The sequence below is a fragment of the Streptococcus sp. M334 genome, from assembly GCF_000187745.1.
GTDB lineage: Bacteria > Bacillota > Bacilli > Lactobacillales > Streptococcaceae > Streptococcus.
Genome location: NZ_GL732486.1, coordinates 208,926 through 228,914 on the forward strand (window position 1 = coordinate 208,926; position 19,989 = coordinate 228,914).

The following is a 19,989-nucleotide window of genomic DNA, read 5'->3' on the forward strand; positions in this document are numbered from 1 at the left end:
AACTTAGTAAACTAAAAAATCGTACGGTTTAAATCGCGATTTTTTTTTATAATTTTTCGTTGATGAAGCGGATAAACTGATTCCACCAAACTTTTAAGAAGAAGGCTTTTTCAACTTTCTTTTCTGCTAGCATTTCGAAACTAGGACGTTCAGTGGTAATGTAACCTTGACCAATCAAGTCATTGTCTTCATAAGTTAAATGGCCAACCACTGTTCCAGCTTCAAGTGGTGCTGGGATTGCTTTGGAATCAGGTGTGAATTGAACAGATTTGGAAGATTGATTCCCAACACGTTCAACTAGAGAGATATCATCTTTGGCAACAGCAGTGACTGTATCTTCTTTTCCGTCTTGTACAGGGACTTTGCTATCTTGATAGGCATCGCCTTTTTGAACGATTTTGCGAAGTGTGAATGTAGAAGAGATATAATCCATTAGTGAAGATGTAGCTGTGAAACGAGCGTAAGGATTATTGTCTTGATGGTCTGCATTCAAAACAACTGTAATAACCCTCATTCCTTTCTCGACAGTAGTACCAACAAAAGATTCACCAGCTTTGTCTGTCGTTCCTGTTTTCAGTCCGTCAAAGCCTCCTCGATGAGCAGGCATTCCTTCTAACATGTAGTTGGTCGAAGTGATTGTCATTCCAGCAAAAGTAGAAGAAGGTTTTTTGGTGATTTCCAAGACTTGTGGGTACTTTTTGATGAGGTTACGAGCAACAATAGCGACATCATAAGCACTAAGCTTATTTTCTTCATCTTTTTTAGAACCTGGGTAAATGTTATCCCCTAGAGTTTCATTGTTAAGACCCGTCGTATTGACAACAGTGGCATCCTGAATTCCCCATTCCAAGAGTTTTGCCCGCATCATATCGACGAAATCTTTTTCTGAGCCAGCAATTTTCTCAGCTAGAGCAATGGCTGCACTGTTAGCACTGGATACCAGTGTTGCTTCTAGTAGCTGCTCGACTGTATAATTACGAGCCTCCATAGGGACGTTGCTTGCTTCGGAATTTGTCGTTAATCTGTAAGGATAATCAGAAATATCTACCGGAGTTGATAGTGTAATACTGCCGTTTTCCAAGGCTTCATAGACAAGATAAACTGTAATCAATTTTGTGATTGAAGCGATTTCGACTGGCTGAGTTGCATCTTTTTCATAAAGTATTTTTCCAGTATTCGCCTCAACAGCAATGGCATGTTTTGCGGCAATATTAAAATCTTGAGCGGCAACAGTAGAAGCTGATCCAATTACGGATAAGGTTAGTAGAGTTAAAATTATTTTTTTCATAGTAAGTTTATTCTAACATAAAGAAAAAATATTCCCAGTTTCATGATAGAAGAAAGAAGCTTTTTTGAAAGTGTGGTAAAATAGATGAATGGAGGTACCCCATGTTTCGTAAGAATAAATTATTTTTTTGGACCAGTGAGATTTTATTATTAACCATCATCTTTTATTTATGGAGACAGATGGGTGGGATTATAACGCCCTTTGTAAGTGTCGCAAACACCATAATGATTCCCTTTCTTCTAGGTAGTTTTTTATATTATTTAACAAATCCCTTTGTTAGTTTTTTACAAAAGTATTTCAAAATTAATCGTATCATTGGTATTCTACTAACTTTGTGTGCCTTGGTTTGGGGGCTAGTTATTGGGGTAGTCTATCTCTTACCGATTTTGGTCAATCAGTTGACCAGCTTGATTGCGACTAGCCAGACTATCTACAGTCGTTTACAAGATTTGATTGTGGATTTATCTACTTATCCAGCCTTTCAAAATTTGGATATTCAAGCGAATATTCAACAATTAAATCTTTCTTATGTAGATATTTTACAAAATATACTAAATAGTGTGACGAATAGTGTCGGAAGTATCCTATCAGCTCTCTTTAGTACTGTTTTAATTATTATCATGACACCTGTGTTTTTGGTTTATTTTTTGTTAGATGGTCACAAATTTTTACCGATGCTGGAACGTACTGTTTTAAAGAGAGATAAGTTGCATATTGCAGGCCTCTTAAAAAATTTGAATGCGACAATTGCTCGATATATTAGTGGAGTCGCCATTGATGCGATTATTATCGGTTGTTTGACCTTTATCGGATATAGCGTGATCGGTTTAAAATACGCTTTGGTCTTCGCCATCTTTTCAGGCTTGGCCAATCTCATTCCTTATGTAGGACCAAGTATCGGCTTGATTCCGATGATTATTGCCAATGTCTTTACGGATCCTCATAGAATGCTAATTGCAGTTGTTTACATGCTAATCATTCAACAAGTGGATGGAAATATCCTCTACCCTCGAATCGTAGGTGGGGTAATGAAGGTTCATCCAATTACGATTTTAGTATTACTTTTGTTATCAAGCAATATCTACGGTGTCATTGGCATGATTGTCGCAGTACCAACCTATTCTATCTTAAAAGAGATTTCTAAGTTCTTATCTCGCTTGTATGAAAATCATAAAATAATGAAAGAACGAGAAAGAGAGTTAGCTAAGTAAAAGTCAGGAAATTCCTGATTTTTCTTTTTCTTTAGGTAAATTATAGGACTAGAAGTGCCGTTTAGATTAGTAGATTAAGAATAATTCACAAAAACTTTGTAAAACACTTGCAATTTAGCTGAAATTTGATAAAATAGTAAGGAAAGTTAGACTGTATTGCCTACTGTCTATCTATAAAATATATTTTATTGGAGGCTTTTACTCAAATGGCAAAAGAAAAATACGATCGTAGTAAACCACACGTTAACATTGGTACTATCGGACACGTTGACCACGGTAAAACTACCCTAACTGCAGCTATCACAACTGTTTTGGCACGTCGCTTGCCTTCATCAGTTAACCAACCTAAAGACTATGCGTCTATCGATGCTGCTCCAGAAGAACGCGAACGCGGTATCACTATCAACACTGCGCACGTTGAGTACGAAACTGAAAAACGTCACTACGCTCACATCGACGCTCCAGGACACGCGGACTACGTTAAAAACATGATCACTGGTGCCGCTCAAATGGACGGAGCTATCCTTGTAGTAGCTTCAACTGACGGACCAATGCCACAAACTCGTGAGCACATCCTTCTTTCACGTCAGGTTGGTGTTAAACACCTTATCGTCTTCATGAACAAAGTTGACTTGGTTGACGACGAAGAATTGCTTGAATTGGTTGAAATGGAAATCCGCGACCTATTGTCAGAATACGACTTCCCAGGTGACGATCTTCCAGTTATCCAAGGTTCAGCTCTTAAAGCCCTTGAAGGTGACTCTAAATACGAAGACATCGTTATGGAATTGATGAACACAGTTGATGAGTACATCCCAGAACCAGAACGTGACACTGACAAACCATTGCTTCTTCCAGTCGAAGACGTATTCTCAATCACTGGACGTGGTACAGTTGCTTCAGGACGTATCGACCGTGGTATCGTTAAAGTCAACGACGAAATCGAAATCGTTGGTATCAAAGAAGAAACTCAAAAAGCAGTTGTTACTGGTGTTGAAATGTTCCGTAAACAACTTGACGAAGGTCTTGCCGGAGATAACGTAGGTGTCCTTCTTCGTGGTGTTCAACGTGATGAAATCGAACGTGGACAAGTTATCGCTAAACCAGGTTCAATCAACCCACACACTAAATTCAAAGGTGAAGTTTACATCCTTACTAAAGAAGAAGGTGGACGTCACACTCCATTCTTCAACAACTACCGTCCACAATTCTACTTCCGTACTACTGACGTTACAGGTTCAATCGAACTTCCAGCAGGTACTGAAATGGTAATGCCTGGTGATAACGTGACAATCGACGTTGAGTTGATCCACCCAATCGCCGTAGAACAAGGTACTACATTCTCTATCCGTGAGGGTGGACGTACTGTTGGTTCAGGTATGGTTACAGAAATCGAAGCTTAATTCGATTTAGTTCCCAGAAGAACAATTATTTAAGTCAGACACTAAAAGAACCTTGCTTTGCGAGGTTCTTTTTTTGAATATTGAACTAAAATTTAAGAATTGTACATAAAAAAGCCCTATACACTTGATGTGCATAGAGCAAAGGGGGACTTTATTTGATATAGAGTTCTTGGTTTTTTAGGACAATTTCTCGTACACTTGTAAACTTTTTGAGTTTTTTGATTTCTTCTGGATGAGTGACGAGAGTGATAACATAGCCTTCTTTACCCATACGACCAGTACGCCCAGCACGGTGAGTGTAGGTTTCAATATCTCTAGGAACATCAAAGTTTACGACACATTCTAGGCTATCAATATCAATTCCACGTGCCAGAAGGTCTGTTGCAAGAAGTAGGGTTAGTTGCTTGTCTTTAAACTTTTCTAAGATGACTTTTCTAAATTTGACATTGACATCACTAGCGAGGGAAACAGCCAAGATATCCCGATATTGTAGTTTTTCTTCTGCACTTCCAAGGTCTGATAGGCTGTTAAAGAAGACCAGACCACGGAAATCCTCTACATGAGCCAGTTTTCGTAGCATATCCACTCGGTGACGTTGATCTACCTGCATGTAGAAGTGCTGGATATTGTCCAATTTTTGGTCAGAGAGATCAATGGTACGTGTGTTAGGCGCAATCTTCTTTTGGTCAAACTTGGTTGTCGCACTCATGTAGACGAGTTGGTGGTCACGAGGTGCGTAGTGAGTAATTTTCTCGACAAAGTGTATCTGAGAATCATCGAGCAATTGGTCAAATTCATCTAGAATGATGGTTTCCACATTCATCATCTTGATTTTTTTCAATTTAATTAGTTCAAAGATACGACCAGGGGTTCCAATCAGAATTTCTGGTCCTTTTTTTAGGCGTTCAATCTGGCGTTTCTGACTCGAACCCGATAAGAAGAGTTGGGCAGTTAAGCCGATGGCTTCAGCCCACGTTTTACATACATCAAAAATCTGTCCAGCAAGCTCAGTATTAGGTGCTAGAATCAAGAGTTGCTGGGCTTTTTTCTTTTGTATTCTTAGAAGACTTGGTAGGAGGTAAGCTAGGGTCTTACCAGTTCCTGTTGGGCTCACTCCTAGGAGGTTTTCTCCAGCAAAAAGGGGCTCAAATAGTTGAGTTTGAATGGGAGTAAATTCTTGGAAACCGAGTTGATCACTCAATGTTTGCCATTCAGTCGGTAGTTTGTTTTTCATTTTTCTGCCTCAAATCTAATGCCAGCAGTCTGGCGCATAGTATATAGTAGCTCATGAACTGAACTTGCATCTTCAAGCCAAGTTTGGTAGAGATTCAAATCTGGTTGCTGGATCATGTGTGCAAATGCAGCGACTTCTTCAGTCATCGTATGGGGAGCTTGTTGGATAGGGAGCTGGACTTGATTTCCTTGGTGGTCGGTAAAAATAGCCGAGCGAACATGCTCAATTGCGTTGAGCGTCAGGGTTCCATCTGTCGTATAAATCTCGCAAGGAAGGTTGGAAGTGATGTTTTTTCCAGCCTTGATATGAACTTGAAAATCAGGGTAAAAGAGGATTCCGTCTCCATTCAGGTCCATGCTATTGTCAAGCTGTTGAGCCATGTAGGTCGCGTCCTCAGCATTTCCAAAAAGACGAACAGCAGCGTAGAGAGGATAAATACCCAAATCCATGAGAGCACCGCCAGCAAAACGATCTGAGAAGACATTTGGTATCTTCCCAGCCAACAAGTTAGGCATTTTGGAAGAATACTTGGCATAGTTGAAATCTGCCCCTAAAATTTGCTTGTCTGCTAAAAAGTTTTTTATAGTAGTAAAAGTTTCCTCGTGGTAATTACGAGCTGCTTCGAAGATAAAACAGTGATTTTCCTTAGCTGTTTGAATCAAATCCAGCCATTCTTGTGGCTGAGTGACAGCTGGCTTTTCAAGAATGACGTGCTTACCAGCAGATAATGCAGTTTTCGCCTGAGCAAAATGCAAGGAGTTTGGACTGGCAATATAGACAACATCAAAGGAGCTTTTGAAGAAGTCCTCTGATTGTTCAAAGAGTTGGATATCCTGATAGCGAGAAGCAAAGGTTGCTGCGGTTTCTAACTTTCTAGAATAGACTGCGATCAGCTGGTATTCTCCGATGGTATGGGCTGCTTCTATAAAGTGGTGGCTGATAGCTCCTGTTCCAATGACACCTAATTTAAGCATAGATACTCCTTTTCCGATTTCAAATCCTTCTTTCATTATAACATAGATAGACGGGACTATCCAACAGCGGGTAAAAAATTTCAAATAAGCTACTAGGTCTTTTCCAAAGAAAGTGGTACAATAGTGAGATGAGTAAATGAAATGGGAGTGAAAATGAGGTTATTACCGATAAGAAAAATATCACGTCAGTCTAAGAGGCTAGCGCTTTTTTTGACTTTTTGTGCAGGTTATGTAGATGCTTACACTTTTATTGTCCGAGGGAATACTCTTGTAGCTGGACAAACTGGGAATGTTGTCTTTCTTTCAGTAGAATTAATTCAAAATAATGTTTCAGATGTTAGGGACAAGGTTCTCACCTTGTTAGCTTTTATGATGGGAGTCTTTTTATTAACTGTTTATAAGGAAAAATTGAGGATTGTGAAAAAACCAATTTTGTCATTGTTTCCTTTGGCGATCTTATCAATCATTATTGGTTTTGTGCCACAGACTGTAGATAATATCTACCTAGTACCTCCCTTGGCCTTTTGTATGGGGCTGGTGACAACTACTTTTGGAGAAGTGTCGGGTATTGCTTATAATAATGCCTTTATGACAGGGAATATCAAACGGACCATGCTGGCTTTTGGAGATTATTTCCGGACCAAGCACACTCCTTTTTTGCGTGAAGGGTTTATATTTGTTAGCTTGCTTAGTAGTTTTGTCCTTGGCGTTGTCTTTTCAGCCTATTTGACGATTTTCTATCATGAAAAGACCATTCTTGGTGTTCCTATTATGATGAGTATTTTTTACCTCAGCATGCTTTTTGCCAAGCTGCAGAAAAAAGTAAAAGAAAAAGCTTCATTTTAGGTGTTATTACTTGTAAGAAAACAGGAGATATGCTATACTTGAAGAGTTGACTATGCACGTTCCTGTGCAACCGCACGAACATCGTTGCTCGTCGTATAACAAATTTAAACTTCATCATTGTCGCCTTGCCTAACATAAGTTAAGTCTTCGGCTCAATGCCTAGTTTATTCTTTGTTATACTTAGAGCTCTTCTTTTAAGTGGTTCGTCCCACGATGCTAGGCGAGTCTTCACAAAAAATTCGGGGAAACCCATAAAAATCATAGGAGGTGCATAATGAGCACATACGCAATTATCAAAACTGGCGGAAAACAAGTTAAAGTTGAAGTTGGTCAAGCAGTTTACGTTGAAAAATTGAACGTTGAAGCTGGTCAAGAAGTTACTTTTAACGAAGTTGTTCTTGTTGGTGGTGAAAACACTGTTGTCGGAACTCCACTTGTTGCTGGAGCTACTGTAGTTGGAACTGTTGAAAAACAAGGAAAACAAAAGAAAGTTGTTACTTACAAGTACAAACCTAAAAAAGGTAGCCATCGTAAACAAGGTCACCGTCAACCATATACTAAAGTTGTCATCAACGCAATCAACGCTTAATTTTAAGGAGAACACATGATACAGGCAGTCTTTGAGAGAGCCGAAGATGGCGAGCTGAGGAGTGCGGAAATTACTGGACACGCCGAGAGTGGCGAATACGGCTTAGATGTCGTGTGTGCATCGGTTTCTACGCTTGCCATTAACTTTATCAATTCTATTGAGAAATTTGCAGGCTATGAACCAATCCTAGAATTAAACGAAGATGAAGGTGGCTATCTGATGGTTGAGATTCCAAAAGATCTTCCTTCACACCAGAGAGAAATGACCCAGTTATTCTTTGAATCATTTTTCTTAGGTATGGCAAACTTATCGGAGAACTCTTCTGAGTTCGTCCAAACCAGAGTTATCACAGAAAACTAACACGGAGGAAAACATTATGTTAAAAATGACTCTTAACAACTTGCAACTTTTCGCCCACAAAAAAGGTGGAGGTTCTACATCAAACGGACGTGATTCACAAGCGAAACGTCTTGGAGCTAAAGCAGCTGACGGACAAACTGTAACAGGTGGATCAATCCTTTACCGTCAACGTGGTACACACATCTATCCAGGTGTAAACGTTGGACGTGGTGGAGACGATACTTTGTTCGCTAAAGTTGAAGGCGTAGTACGCTTTGAACGTAAAGGACGCGATAAAAAACAAGTTTCTGTTTACCCAATCGCTAAATAAAAAGGTCCAGTGAACCTTTTTATCCCGAGCCTTGAAATGTAAAGGCGAGGAAGCTAGAAGTAGCATTAAATAAGGCTTTCCGAGATTTTGGAGAGTCTATTTTTTTGGTTTGGTACCCATTTTGGTACCCATATTATGGGAATTGAATTTGCATCATATTATAAACGGTAAATCAAAAAGATTTGCTGTTTTTATTTGCTTGAAATCAGATAAAGACTGAAAAAAGACATTATTCTAATTCTTGTCTTAGGATGTTAGAGTATTCATTGAGACTTGAAAATTTCCTAACTTTTTTCCTTTTTGGAAAACTTCTAAAATATGGTATAATGAAAAGATAAAGAAGTTGGGGGTAGAAGATGAACATTCAACAATTACGCTATGTTGTTGCCATTGCCAATAGTGGTACTTTCCGTGAAGCTGCTGAAAAGATGTATGTTAGTCAGCCGAGTCTGTCTATTTCTGTTCGTGATTTGGAAAAAGAGTTGGGCTTTAAGATTTTCCGTCGGACCAGCTCAGGGACTTTCTTGACTCGTCGTGGTATGGAATTCTATGAAAAAGCGCAAGAATTGGTTAAAGGATTTGATATTTTTCAAAATCAGTATGCCAATCCTGAAGAAGAAAAAGATGAATTTTCCATTGCTAGCCAGCACTATGACTTCTTGCCACCAACCATTACGGCCTTTTCAGAACGTTATCCGGACTATAAGAACTTCCGTATTTTTGAATCAACTACTGTTCAAATTTTAGATGAAGTGGCGCAAGGGCATAGTGAGATTGGGATTATCTACCTCAACAATCAAAATAAAAAAGGTATTATGCAACGGGTTGAAAAGCTTGGTCTGGAGGTCATTGAATTGATTCCCTTCCATACCCACATTTATCTCCGTGAGGGGCATCCTTTAGCCCAGAAAGAGGAATTGGTCATGGAGGATTTAGCGGATCTACCAACGGTTCGTTTTACTCAAGAGAAAGACGAGTACCTTTATTATTCGGAGAACTTTGTCGATACTAGTGCGAGCTCACAGATGTTCAATGTGACAGACCGTGCTACCTTGAATGGTATTTTGGAGCGGACGGACGCCTATGCGACAGGTTCTGGTTTTTTAGATAGTGACAGTGTCAATGGTATCACAGTTATTCGACTCAAGGATGACCTGGATAATCATATGGTTTATGTTAAACGTGAGGAAGTGGAGCTGAGTCAAGCTGGGACTCTCTTCGTAGAAGTCATGCAAGAATATTTTGATCAAAAGAGGAAATCATGAAAAAAAGAGGAATAGTGGCAGTCATTGTACTGCTTTTGATTGGGCTGGATCAGTTAGTCAAATCCTATATCGTCCAGCAGATTCCACTGGGTGAAGTGCGCTCTTGGATTCCCAATTTCGTTAGCTTGACCTACCTACAAAATCGAGGGGCAGCCTTTTCTATCCTACAAGATCAGCAGTTCTTATTTGCTATCATTACTCTGGTTGTCGTGGTAGGTGCCATTTGGTATCTACATAAACACATGGAGGAGTCACTCTGGATGGTCTTGGGTTTGACTTTGATTATCGCAGGTGGTCTTGGAAACTTTATTGACAGGATCAGTCAGGGCTTTGTTGTGGATATGTTTCACCTTGACTTTATCAATTTTGCAATTTTCAATGTGGCAGATAGCTATCTGACTGTTGGAGTGATTATTTTATTGATTGCAATGCTAAAAGAGGAAATAAATGGAAATTAAAATTGAAACTGGTGGCCTGCGTTTAGATAAGGCTTTGTCGGATTTGACAGAATTATCACGCAGTCTCGCGAATGAACAAATCAAATCAGGCCAGGTCTTGGTCAATGGCCAAGTCAAGAAAGCTAAATACACAGTTCAAGAGGGCGATGTCGTCACTTACCATGTGCCAGAACCAGAGGTTTTAGAGTATGTAGCTGAGAATCTTCCGCTAGAAATAGTCTACCAAGATGAGGATGTGGCTGTCGTTAACAAGCCTCAGGGGATGGTTGTGCATCCGAGTGCTGGTCACACCAGTGGGACCCTAGTAAATGCCCTCATGTATCATATTAAGGACTTATCGGGTATCAATGGGGTTTTGCGTCCAGGAATTGTTCACCGTATTGATAAGGATACGTCAGGCCTTCTCATGATTGCTAAAAACGATGAGGCGCATCTAGCACTTGCCCAAGAACTTAAGGATAAAAAGTCTCTCCGAAAATATTGGGCGATTGTTCATGGAAATCTGCCCAATGATCGGGGTGTAATTGAAGCACCGATTGGTCGGAGTGAAAAAGACCGTAAAAAACAGGGTGTGACTGCTAAAGGGAAGCCTGCTGTTACCCGTTTCCACGTCTTGGAACGCTTTGGTGATTATAGCTTAGTGGAGTTGCAGCTAGAGACAGGACGCACCCATCAGATTCGTGTTCACATGGCTTACATTGGTCATCCAGTTGCCGGGGATGAGGTCTATGGTCCGCGTAAGACACTTAAGGGACATGGACAATTTCTTCATGCCAAGACTCTAGGATTTACCCATCCGAGCACAGGTGAGACCTTGGAATTTACAGCAGATATCCCAGAGCTTTTTAAGGAAACCTTGGAGAGATTGAGAAAGAATTAGACGTGTTAAAAGGTTGAGATGACTTGTCTCGACCTTTTTCCTATCAACTCTTTTCTATTTCCTGCTATTCATGTTATAATGGATAAATATGAAGAATCGGAGTGAGACTATGAAATACAAACGGATTATCTTTAAGGTGGGGACTTCTTCTCTGACAAATGAGGATGGAAGTTTATCACGTAGTAAAGTAAAGGCTATTACCCAGCAGTTGGCTATGTTGCACGAGGCTGGTCATGAATTGATTTTAGTGTCGTCAGGTGCCATTGCTGCAGGTTTTGGGGCCTTAGGATTTAAAAAGCGTCCGACTAAGATTGCTGATAAACAGGCTTCAGCAGCGGTAGGGCAAGGGCTTTTGTTGGAAGAATACACGACTAATCTTCTCTTGCGCCAAATCGTTTCTGCACAAATCTTGCTGACCCAGGATGACTTTGTGGATAAGCGCCGTTATAAGAATGCCCATCAGGCTTTGTCAGTTCTACTTAGCCGTGGGGCGATTCCTATCATCAATGAGAATGACAGTGTCGTTATTGATGAGCTCAAGGTTGGGGACAATGATACTCTGAGTGCTCAGGTTGCGGCCATGGTCCAAGCTGACCTTTTGGTCCTCTTGACAGACGTAGACGGTCTCTATACAGGAAATCCTAATTCAGATCCAAGAGCCAAACGCTTGGAGAAAATAGAGACTATCAATCGTGAGATTATTGATATGGCTGGTGGAGCAGGTTCGTCTAATGGGACAGGTGGTATGCTGACAAAAATCAAAGCTGCCACCATTGCGACAGAATCAGGAGTTCCTGTTTATATCTGCTCGTCCTTGAAGTCAGATGCCATGATTGAGGCAGCAGAGGAGACCAAGGATGGTTCTTACTTTGTTGCGCAAGAGAAGGGACTTCGTACCCAGAAACAATGGCTGGCCTTTTATGCTCAGAGCCAAGGTTCTATTTGGGTTGATAAAGGGGCTGCAGAAGCTCTCTCTCAACATGGAAAGAGTCTTCTCTTATCTGGTGTTGTTGAAGTAGAAGGAGCCTTTTCTTACGGTGATATTGTGACAGTATGTGATAAGGAAAGTGGAAAATCACTTGGAAAAGGACGCGTGCAATTTGGAGCATCTGCTTTGGAGGATATGTTGCGTTCTCAAAAAGCCAAGGGTGTCTTGATTCACCGTGATGACTGGATTTCCATTACTCCTGAAATCCAACTACTCTTTACAGAATTTTAGAGGTAAACTATGGTAAGTACACAAGAACAATTTGAACAGGTACAGGCTGTTAAAAAATCGATCAACACAGCTAGTGAAGAGGTGAAAAACCAAGCATTGTTAGCCATGGCTAATCACTTATTAGCAGCTACTGAGGAGATTTTAGCGGCCAATGCCCTCGATATGGAAGCAGCAAAGGGTAAAATCTCAGATGTGATGCTGGATCGTCTTTATTTGGATGCAGGTCGTATAGAAGCGATGGCAACTGGGATTCGTGAAGTGGTTGCTTTACCAGATCCAATCGGTGAAGTTTTAGAAACCAGTCAGCTTGAAAATGACTTAGTTATCACCAAAAAACGTGTGGCTATGGGTGTTATCGGTATTATCTATGAAAGTCGTCCAAATGTGACGTCTGACGCAGCTGCTTTGGCTCTCAAGAGTGGAAATGCGGTTGTTCTTCGTAGTGGGAAGGATGCCTATCAAACTGCCCATGCCATTGTCACAGCCTTGAAGAAGGGCTTGGAGACGACTACTATTCACCCAGATGTGATTCAACTGGTGGAAGATACTAGCCGAGAAAGCAGCTATGCCATGATGAAGGCCAAGGGCTATCTAGACCTCCTCATTCCTCGTGGAGGAGCTGGCTTGATAAATGCCGTAGTTGAGAATGCTATCGTACCTGTTATCGAGACAGGAACTGGTATTGTCCATGTCTATGTGGATAAGGACGCAGACGAAGACAAGGCACTGTCTATCATCAATAATGCTAAAACAAGTCGTCCTTCTGTCTGCAATGCCATGGAGGTTTTGCTGGTTCATGAAGCCAAGGCAGCAAGCTTCCTTCCTCGCTTGGAGCAAGTACTGGTTGCAGATCGAAAAGAATCTGGTCTGGAACCAATTCAATTCCGCTTAGATGAGAAAGCAAGCCAGTTTGTTTCAGGTCAAGCAGCTGATGCCCAAGACTTTGACACCGAGTTTTTAGACTATGTCCTAGCTGTTAAGGTCGTGAGCAGTTTAGAAGAAGCGGTTGCCCATATTGAAGCCCACAGTACCCATCACTCGGATGCCATTGTGACTGAAAATGCTGAAGCAGCAGCTTACTTTACAGATCAAGTGGACTCTGCAGCTGTCTATGTCAATGCCTCAACTCGTTTCACAGATGGAGGTCAATTTGGTCTTGGATGTGAAATGGGAATTTCTACTCAGAAACTGCACGCGCGTGGTCCAATGGGCTTGAAAGAGTTGACCAGTTACAAGTATGTGGTTACGGGTGACGGACAGATAAGGGAGTAAGAGATGAAGATTGGATTTATCGGTTTGGGGAATATGGGTGCTAGCTTGGCCAAGGCTGTTTTGCAGGCCAAGACGGGCGATGACCTTCTCCTTGCCAATCGTAGTCAAGCCAAGGTAGATGCTTTCATTGCAGACTTTGGTGGTCAGGCTTCCAGCAATGAAGAAATTTTCGCAGAAGCAGATGTGATTTTTCTAGGAGTAAAGCCTGCACAGTTCTCAGACTTGCTTTCTCAATACCAGACTATCCTTGAAAAACGAGAAAGTCTTCTTTTGATTTCTATGGCAGCTGGATTGACCTTGGAAAAACTCGCTAGTCTCTTACCAAGCCAACACAGAATTATTCGAATGATGCCAAATACCCCTGCTTCTATTGGTCAAGGAGTGATTAGTTATGCCTTGTCCCCTAATTGCAGGGCTGAGGACAGTGAACTCTTTTGTCAGCTGTTAGCCAAGGCTGGTCTCTTGGTTGAACTCGGGGAAGGTTTAATCGACGCAGCGACAGGTCTTGCAGGCTGTGGCCCAGCCTTTGTCTATCTCTTTATTGAGGCCTTGGCAGATGCAGGTGTTCAGACGGGATTACCACGAGAAACAGCATTGAAAATGGCAGCTCAAACTGTGGTAGGAGCTGGACAATTGGTTCTTGAAAGTCAGCAACATCCTGGAGTATTGAAAGACCAAGTTTGTAGCCCAGGCGGTTCGACTATCGCTGGTGTAGCAAGCCTAGAAGCGCATGCTTTTCGAGGAACAGTCATGGATGCAGTTGGTCAAGCCTATAGACGAACACAAGAACTAGGTAAATAAGAGGTGGCTTTGTCTGCCTCTTTTATGGTGGTTGATACTCTTCGAAAATCTCTTCAAACTGCGTCAGCTTCCATCTGCAACCTCAAAACAGTGTTTTGAGCAACCTGCGACTAGCTTCCTAGTTTGCTCTTTGATTTTCATTGAGTATTAAATGAGAAAACAAAAAGATTGTCACAAACCCCTATTTTTTTGATAGAATAGAAGTAGTAAAAAAGAAATGAGTTAGATATGTCAAAAGGATTTTTAGTCTCTCTTGAGGGACCAGAGGGAGCAGGCAAGACCAGTGTTTTAGAGGCTCTGCTCCCAATTTTAGAGGAAAAAGGGGTAGAGGTGCTGACGACCCGTGAGCCAGGCGGAGTCTTGATTGGAGAGAAGATTCGTCAAGTGATTTTGGACCCAAGTCATACTCAGATGGATGCGAAGACAGAGTTGCTTCTTTATATTGCTAGTCGCAGACAGCACTTGGTGGAAAAAGTTCTTCCAGCACTTGAAGCTGGCAAGTTGGTCATTATGGACCGCTTCATCGATAGTTCTCTTGCCTATCAGGGATTTGGTCGTGGCTTGGATATTGACGCCATTGATTGGCTCAATCAGTTTGCGACAGATGGCCTTAAACCCGATTTGACACTCTATTTTGACATCGAGGTGGAAGAGGGACTGGCTCGTATTGCTGCTAATAGCAATCGCGAGGTCAATCGTTTGGACTTGGAAGGGTTGGACTTGCATAAAAAAGTTCGTCAAGGCTACCTTTCTCTTCTGGAAAAAGAGGGAAATCGCATTGTAAAGATTGATGCTAGTCTCCCTTTGGAGCAGGTTGTGGAAACTGCCAAGGCTGTCTTGTTTGACAGAATGGGCTTGCCAAAATGAAACAAGATCAACTAAAGGCTTGGCAACCAGCCCAGTTTGACCGCTTTGTACGTATCCTAGAACAAAATCAGCTCAATCATGCCTATCTCTTTTCAGGTTTCTTTGGAAGCTTGGAAATGGCGCAATTTTTAGCTAAGAGCCTCTTTTGTACAGATAAAGTAGGTGTTTTACCATGTGAGAAATGCCGAAATTGTAAGCTGATTGAACAGGGAGAATTTCCCGATGTCACTTTGATTAAGCCAGTCAATCAGGTCATTAAGACAGAACGGATTCGAGAATTGGTGGGCCAGTTTTCCCAAGCAGGGATTGAAAACCAACAACAGGTCTTTATTATCGAGCAAGCTGAGAAAATGCATCCTAATGCAGCCAATTCTCTGCTCAAGGTCATCGAAGAACCCCAGAGTGAGGTTTATATTTTCTTCTTGACCAGCGATGAGGAAAAGATTTTACCAACAATCCGCAGTCGAACCCAGATTTTCCATTTTAAAAAGCAGGAAGAACAACTCATCTTGCTCTTAGAACAACTGGGACTGGTTAAGAAAAAAGCGACTCTTTTAGCTCAGTTTAGTCAATCGCGAGCTGAAGCAGAAAAGTTGGCTAATCAGGCAAGTTTTTGGACCTTGGTCGATGAAAGTGAACGCCTGCTGACTTGGTTAGTAGCTAAGAAAAAAGAAAGCTATTTGCAAGTTGCCAAACTAGCTAGCTTGGGAGATGACAAGGAAAAACAAGATCAGGTTTTACGGATTCTTGAAGTCCTCTGTGGGCAGGACCTCCTGCAAGCAAGAGTAAGAGCGATTCTACAAGATTTGCTAGAAGCTAGAAAAATGTGGCAAGCTAATGTCAGCTTTCAAAATGCCATGGAATATCTGGTCTTGAAAGAAATATAAACTCAAAAATGAACGATAAAGAAAGGAAAGGGCTGTTTTATGGACAAAAAAGAATTATTTGACGCGCTGGATGATTTTTCCCAACAGTTATTGGTAACCTTGGCCGATGTGGAAGCCATCAAGAAAAATCTCAAGAGCCTAGTAGAGGAAAATACAGCTCTTCGCTTAGAAAATAGTAAGTTGCGAGAACGCTTGGGTGAGGTGGAAGCAGACGCTCCTGTCAAGGCCAAGCATGTTCGTGAAAGTGTTCGTCGCATTTACCGTGATGGATTTCATGTATGTAATGATTTTTATGGACAACGTCGAGAGCAGGACGAGGAATGTATGTTCTGTGACGAGTTATTATACAGGGAGTAGGCATGCGGATTCAAAAAAGTTTTAAGGGGCAGTCTCCCTACGGCAAGCTGTACCTAGTAGCAACGCCGATTGGCAATCTAGATGATATGACCTTTCGAGCCATTCAGACCTTGAAAGAAGTGGACTGGATTGCTGCTGAGGATACGCGCAATACAGGGCTTTTGCTCAAGCATTTTGATATTTCCATCAAGCAGATTAGTTTTCATGAGCACAATGCCAAGGAAAAGATTCCTGATTTGATTGATTTCCTGAAAGCAGGGCAAAGTATTGCTCAGGTTTCTGACGCGGGTCTGCCCAGCATCTCGGACCCTGGTCATGATTTGGTTAAGGCAGCTATTGAGGAAGAGATTGCTGTTGTCACTGTTCCAGGTGCCTCTGCAGGAATTTCTGCCTTGATTGCCAGTGGTTTAGCGCCACAGCCACACATATTTTATGGCTTTTTACCCAGAAAATCAGGCCAGCAAAAGCAATTTTTCGACTTGAAAAAAGACTATCCAGAAACTCAAATTTTCTATGAATCACCTCATCGTGTGGCAGATACGCTAGAAAATATGCTAGAAGTCTATGGTGACCGCTCGGTAGTCTTGGTCAGGGAATTGACTAAAATCTATGAAGAATACCAAAGAGGTACAATTTCTGAATTGCTGGAAAGTATCGCTGAAACGCCTCTCAAGGGTGAATGCCTTCTCATCGTTGAAGGTGCCAGTCAGGATGTGGAGGAAAAAGACGAGGAGGACTTGTTCTTAGAAATCCAAGCCCGTATCCAGCAAGGCATGAAGAAAAATCAAGCTATCAAGGAAGTTGCTAAGATTTACCAGTGGAATAAGAGTCAACTCTATGCTGCCTACCATGACTGGGAAGAAAATCAAGAAAATGACTAAACAGGGAAGTTTGCCTTCTTCCCTTTTTTTGTTATACTAGTAGAAGAAAAAATTAGAAAGATTTGTGGGTGCCAAACAATCCAGTGGCTTGTTTGGAGATGGACTGAGGTTCTACCCAAAGAGGTATTAGTGTCGTGTCTCAATCTTATATCAATGTTATCGGTGCTGGTTTGGCAGGTTCTGAAGCAGCCTACCAAATCGCAGAGCGTGGTATTCCAGTTAAACTTTATGAAATGCGTGGTGTCAAGTCGACTCCTCAGCACAAAACAGACAATTTTGCTGAGTTAGTTTGTTCCAATTCCCTACGTGGGGATGCTCTGACAAATGCCGTCGGCCTCCTCAAGGAAGAAATGCGTCGCTTGGGTTCTGTTATCTTAGAATCTGCTGAGGCAACCCGTGTTCCTGCAGGTGGAGCCCTTGCGGTGGACCGTGATGGTTTCTCTCAAATGGTGACCGAAAAAGTGGCCAACCACCCCTTGATTGAAGTGGTTCGTGATGAAATTACAGAATTGCCGACAGATGTTATCACAGTTGTGGCGACTGGTCCTTTGACCAGCGATGCTTTGGCTGAAAAGATTCATGCCCTTAATGACGGTGATGGTTTTTATTTCTACGATGCGGCAGCGCCTATTATCGACGTCAACACTATCGATATGAGCAAGGTTTATCTAAAATCTCGTTATGATAAGGGAGAAGCGGCCTACCTCAATGCCCCTATGACTAAGCAAGAATTTATGGATTTCCATGAAGCTTTGGTCAATGCGGAAGAAGCACCGCTCAATTCTTTTGAAAAAGAAAAGTACTTTGAAGGTTGTATGCCAATCGAAGTCATGGCCAAACGTGGTATTAAAACCATGCTTTATGGCCCTATGAAGCCAGTCGGTCTGGAGTATCCAGACGACTACACAGGCCCTCGTGATGGAGAATTTAAAACACCGTATGCGGTTGTTCAGCTACGTCAGGACAATGCGGCTGGTAGTCTCTACAATATCGTTGGTTTCCAGACCCACCTCAAATGGGGAGAGCAAAAGCGAGTCTTCCAAATGATTCCAGGTCTTGAAAATGCTGAGTTTGTTCGTTATGGTGTTATGCACCGCAATTCTTACATGGATTCACCAAATCTTCTTGAGCAGACCTACCGTTCTAAGAAACAGCCCAACCTCTTCTTTGCTGGTCAGATGACGGGTGTGGAAGGCTATGTAGAGTCAGCAGCGTCAGGATTAGTTGCGGGAATTAACGCGGCTCGTCTTTTCAAGGGAGAAAGTGAAGCTATCTTCCCAGAGACAACAGCGATTGGTAGTCTGGCTCATTATATCACCCATGCGGACAGCAAGCATTTCCAACCAATGAATGTCAATTTTGGGATTATCAAGGAGTTGGAAGGCGAACGTATCCGTGATAAGAAGGCTCGTTATGAAAAAATTGCAGAGCGTGCCCTTAGCGACTTAGAGGAATTTTTGACTGTCTAATTTTTTTGAAAGAATTGCTCATGATACTATAAAAATCTTAGAAATTGTGATAAAATAGGTAGGATAAAAAAAGGAGAGTGAAAATGGCGAACCCCAAGTATAAACGTATTTTAATCAAGTTATCAGGTGAAGCCCTTGCCGGTGAACGTGGCGTAGGGATTGATATCCAAACAGTTCAAACAATCGCAAAAGAGATTCAAGAAGTTCATAGCTTAGGTATCGAAATTGCCCTTGTTATTGGTGGAGGAAATCTCTGGCGTGGAGAACCTGCTGCTGAAGCAGGAATGGACCGCGTTCAGGCAGATTACACTGGAATGCTTGGGACTGTTATGAATGCTCTTGTGATGGCAGATTCATTGCAACAAGTTGGTGTCGATACGCGCGTACAAACAGCTATTGCCATGCAACAAGTGGCAGAGCCTTATGTCCGTGGACGTGCCCTTCGTCACCTTGAAAAAGGTCGTATCGTTATCTTTGGTGCCGGAATTGGTTCACCTTACTTCTCAACTGATACAACAGCAGCCCTTCGTGCAGCTGAAATCGAAGCGGATGCCATCCTCATGGCTAAAAATGGTGTCGATGGTGTTTACAATGCCGATCCTAAGAAGGACAAGACAGCTGTTAAGTTTGAAGAATTGACCCACCGTGACGTTATCAATAAAGGTCTTCGTATCATGGACTCAACAGCTTCAACCCTCTCAATGGATAACGATATTGACTTGGTTGTCTTCAACATGAACCAACCAGGTAACATCAAACGTGTTGTATTTGGTGAAAATATCGGAACAACTGTTTCAAATAATATTTAAGAAAAGGAATAAGAAAGATTATGGCTAACGCAATTATTGAAAAAGCTAAAGAGAGAATGACTCAGTCTCATCAATCACTTGCTCGTGAATTTGGTGGTATCCGTGCTGGTCGTGCAAATGCAAGTTTGCTTGATCGTGTACATGTAGAATACTATGGAGTAGAAACTCCTCTTAACCAAATCGCTTCCATTACGATTCCAGAAGCGCGTGTTTTGTTGGTAACACCATTTGACAAGTCTTCATTGAAGGACATCGAACGTGCCTTGAACGCTTCTGATCTTGGTATCACACCAGCTAACGACGGTTCTGTTATTCGTTTGGTGATCCCAGCTCTTACAGAAGAAACTCGTCGTGACCTTGCTAAAGAAGTGAAGAAGGTCGGTGAGAATGCTAAAGTGGCTGTCCGCAATATCCGCCGTGATGCTATGGATGAAGCTAAGAAACAAGAAAAAGCAAAAGAAATCACTGAAGACGAATTGAAGACTCTTGAAAAAGATATTCAAAAAGTAACAGACGATGCTGTTAAACACATCGACGACATGACTGCTAATAAAGAAAAAGAACTTTTGGAAGTCTAAAAATAAACAGGAAAACTCAGTTGGCATTGCT

Annotated in this window: 22 protein-coding genes, 1 pseudogene and 1 other annotated feature; of the genes and pseudogenes, 19 read left to right on the plus strand and 4 right to left on the minus strand. The window is 41.7% G+C overall.

The window, feature by feature from the left end:
- Nucleotides 1-46: 46 nt before the first annotated feature.
- Nucleotides 47-1,288, minus strand: a complete 1,242-nt coding sequence (gene pbp3, locus HMPREF0851_RS05630) for a D-alanyl-D-alanine carboxypeptidase PBP3 (protein WP_000720663.1) — start codon at nt 1,286-1,288, stop codon at nt 47-49.
- 101 nt (nt 1,289-1,389) lie between these two features.
- Between pbp3 and HMPREF0851_RS05635 the strand changes: the two genes are divergently transcribed.
- Together HMPREF0851_RS05635 and tuf are read left to right on the plus strand one after the other, a co-directional pair.
- On the plus strand, nt 1,390-2,499 hold the full coding sequence (locus tag HMPREF0851_RS05635; protein WP_000488884.1) for an AI-2E family transporter: 1,110 nt from the start codon (nt 1,390-1,392) through the stop codon (nt 2,497-2,499).
- A 206-nt stretch (nt 2,500-2,705) separates the two neighbouring features.
- The gene (tuf, locus tag HMPREF0851_RS05640; protein WP_001040724.1) at nt 2,706-3,902 is read left to right on the plus strand and encodes an elongation factor Tu; all 1,197 of its coding nucleotides are present in this window, start codon (nt 2,706-2,708) and stop codon (nt 3,900-3,902) included.
- Nucleotides 3,903-4,053: 151 nt separating this feature from the next.
- Here tuf and HMPREF0851_RS05645 read toward each other — a convergent pair whose 3' ends face one another.
- Both HMPREF0851_RS05645 and HMPREF0851_RS05650 read right to left on the minus strand, forming a co-directional pair.
- The gene (locus HMPREF0851_RS05645; RefSeq protein WP_000791758.1) at nt 4,054-5,136 is read right to left on the minus strand and encodes a DEAD/DEAH box helicase; all 1,083 of its coding nucleotides are present in this window, start codon (nt 5,134-5,136) and stop codon (nt 4,054-4,056) included.
- On the minus strand, nt 5,133-6,110 hold the full coding sequence (locus tag HMPREF0851_RS05650) for a Gfo/Idh/MocA family protein (RefSeq protein ID WP_000915881.1): 978 nt from the start codon (nt 6,108-6,110) through the stop codon (nt 5,133-5,135). Before HMPREF0851_RS05650 ends, HMPREF0851_RS05645 begins: the two co-directional genes overlap by 4 nt.
- 141 nt (nt 6,111-6,251) lie before the next feature.
- On the opposite strand from HMPREF0851_RS05650, the gene HMPREF0851_RS05655 reads away from it, so the two are divergent.
- From HMPREF0851_RS05655 to rpmA, 4 genes are all read left to right on the plus strand, one after another.
- Nucleotides 6,252-6,956 carry a YoaK family protein gene (locus HMPREF0851_RS05655; protein WP_009014171.1) on the plus strand — a complete coding sequence of 235 codons (705 nt, stop codon included), beginning with the start codon at nt 6,252-6,254 and terminating at the stop codon, nt 6,954-6,956.
- Nucleotides 6,957-7,014: 58 nt separating this feature from the next.
- Nucleotides 7,015-7,194: a sequence feature (ribosomal protein L21 leader region), on the plus strand.
- A 36-nt stretch (nt 7,195-7,230) separates the two neighbouring features.
- Nucleotides 7,231-7,545, plus strand: coding sequence for a 50S ribosomal protein L21 (rplU, locus tag HMPREF0851_RS05660; protein ID WP_000109141.1), 315 nt, complete (start codon nt 7,231-7,233; stop codon nt 7,543-7,545).
- A gap of 15 nt (nt 7,546-7,560) precedes the next feature.
- On the plus strand, nt 7,561-7,905 hold the full coding sequence (locus HMPREF0851_RS05665) for a ribosomal-processing cysteine protease Prp (protein WP_000613699.1): 345 nt from the start codon (nt 7,561-7,563) through the stop codon (nt 7,903-7,905).
- A gap of 16 nt (nt 7,906-7,921) precedes the next feature.
- Nucleotides 7,922-8,215 (plus strand): 50S ribosomal protein L27, encoded by a 294-nt coding sequence (rpmA, locus tag HMPREF0851_RS05670; RefSeq protein ID WP_000916509.1) that lies wholly within the window; start codon nt 7,922-7,924, stop codon nt 8,213-8,215.
- A gap of 289 nt (nt 8,216-8,504) precedes the next feature.
- Here rpmA and HMPREF0851_RS16390 read toward each other — a convergent pair.
- Nucleotides 8,505-8,579, minus strand: a pseudogene (locus HMPREF0851_RS16390) (AraC family transcriptional regulator); the annotation flags it as partial.
- On the opposite strand from HMPREF0851_RS16390, the gene HMPREF0851_RS05675 reads away from it, so the two are divergent.
- From HMPREF0851_RS05675 to frr, 13 genes are all read left to right on the plus strand, one after another.
- Nucleotides 8,572-9,480: a LysR family transcriptional regulator gene (locus HMPREF0851_RS05675; protein WP_001025692.1), complete on the plus strand. Its 909-nt coding sequence runs from the start codon at nt 8,572-8,574 to the stop codon at nt 9,478-9,480. The pseudogene HMPREF0851_RS16390 and the gene HMPREF0851_RS05675 overlap by 8 nt on opposite strands.
- Complete coding sequence (gene lspA / locus HMPREF0851_RS05680; RefSeq protein WP_000745685.1) at nt 9,477-9,938, plus strand: signal peptidase II; 462 nt, start codon at nt 9,477-9,479, stop codon at nt 9,936-9,938. The genes HMPREF0851_RS05675 and lspA overlap by 4 nt, the downstream gene beginning before the upstream one ends.
- Nucleotides 9,928-10,818 (plus strand): RluA family pseudouridine synthase, encoded by an 891-nt coding sequence (locus tag HMPREF0851_RS05685; RefSeq protein WP_000403217.1) that lies wholly within the window; start codon nt 9,928-9,930, stop codon nt 10,816-10,818. Before lspA ends, HMPREF0851_RS05685 begins: the two co-directional genes overlap by 11 nt.
- Nucleotides 10,819-10,927: 109 nt before the next feature.
- Nucleotides 10,928-12,037, plus strand: a complete 1,110-nt coding sequence (gene proB / locus HMPREF0851_RS05690) for a glutamate 5-kinase (protein ID WP_000875710.1) — start codon at nt 10,928-10,930, stop codon at nt 12,035-12,037.
- 9 nt (nt 12,038-12,046) lie between these two features.
- On the plus strand, nt 12,047-13,309 hold the full coding sequence (locus tag HMPREF0851_RS05695; protein ID WP_000255282.1) for a glutamate-5-semialdehyde dehydrogenase: 1,263 nt from the start codon (nt 12,047-12,049) through the stop codon (nt 13,307-13,309).
- A gap of 3 nt (nt 13,310-13,312) precedes the next feature.
- Nucleotides 13,313-14,110, plus strand: coding sequence for a pyrroline-5-carboxylate reductase (proC, locus tag HMPREF0851_RS05700; RefSeq protein ID WP_000689678.1), 798 nt, complete (start codon nt 13,313-13,315; stop codon nt 14,108-14,110).
- Nucleotides 14,111-14,338: 228 nt separating this feature from the next.
- Nucleotides 14,339-14,977, plus strand: a complete 639-nt coding sequence (gene tmk / locus HMPREF0851_RS05705; RefSeq protein WP_000033372.1) for a dTMP kinase — start codon at nt 14,339-14,341, stop codon at nt 14,975-14,977.
- Nucleotides 14,974-15,864, plus strand: a complete 891-nt coding sequence (locus HMPREF0851_RS05710) for a DNA polymerase III subunit delta' (RefSeq protein ID WP_000806720.1) — start codon at nt 14,974-14,976, stop codon at nt 15,862-15,864. The genes tmk and HMPREF0851_RS05710 overlap by 4 nt, the downstream gene beginning before the upstream one ends.
- 39 nt (nt 15,865-15,903) lie before the next feature.
- Entirely contained in the window at nt 15,904-16,221 is a 318-nt protein-coding gene (gene yabA, locus HMPREF0851_RS05715) for a DNA replication initiation control protein YabA (protein ID WP_000358228.1), read from the plus strand.
- Between the two features lie 2 nt (nt 16,222-16,223).
- Complete coding sequence (gene rsmI, locus HMPREF0851_RS05720) at nt 16,224-17,102, plus strand: 16S rRNA (cytidine(1402)-2'-O)-methyltransferase (RefSeq protein ID WP_001222552.1); 879 nt, start codon at nt 16,224-16,226, stop codon at nt 17,100-17,102.
- Between the two features lie 134 nt (nt 17,103-17,236).
- On the plus strand, nt 17,237-18,571 hold the full coding sequence (trmFO, locus tag HMPREF0851_RS05725; protein ID WP_000083709.1) for a methylenetetrahydrofolate--tRNA-(uracil(54)-C(5))-methyltransferase (FADH(2)-oxidizing) TrmFO: 1,335 nt from the start codon (nt 17,237-17,239) through the stop codon (nt 18,569-18,571).
- Between the two features lie 83 nt (nt 18,572-18,654).
- A complete protein-coding gene (gene pyrH / locus HMPREF0851_RS05730) occupies nt 18,655-19,380 on the plus strand; it encodes a UMP kinase (RefSeq protein WP_000002995.1) in 726 nt (241 codons plus the stop codon).
- Between the two features lie 20 nt (nt 19,381-19,400).
- Nucleotides 19,401-19,958, plus strand: a complete 558-nt coding sequence (gene frr / locus HMPREF0851_RS05735) for a ribosome recycling factor (RefSeq protein WP_001262225.1) — start codon at nt 19,401-19,403, stop codon at nt 19,956-19,958.
- The last annotated feature ends 31 nt before the right edge of the window (nt 19,959-19,989 follow it).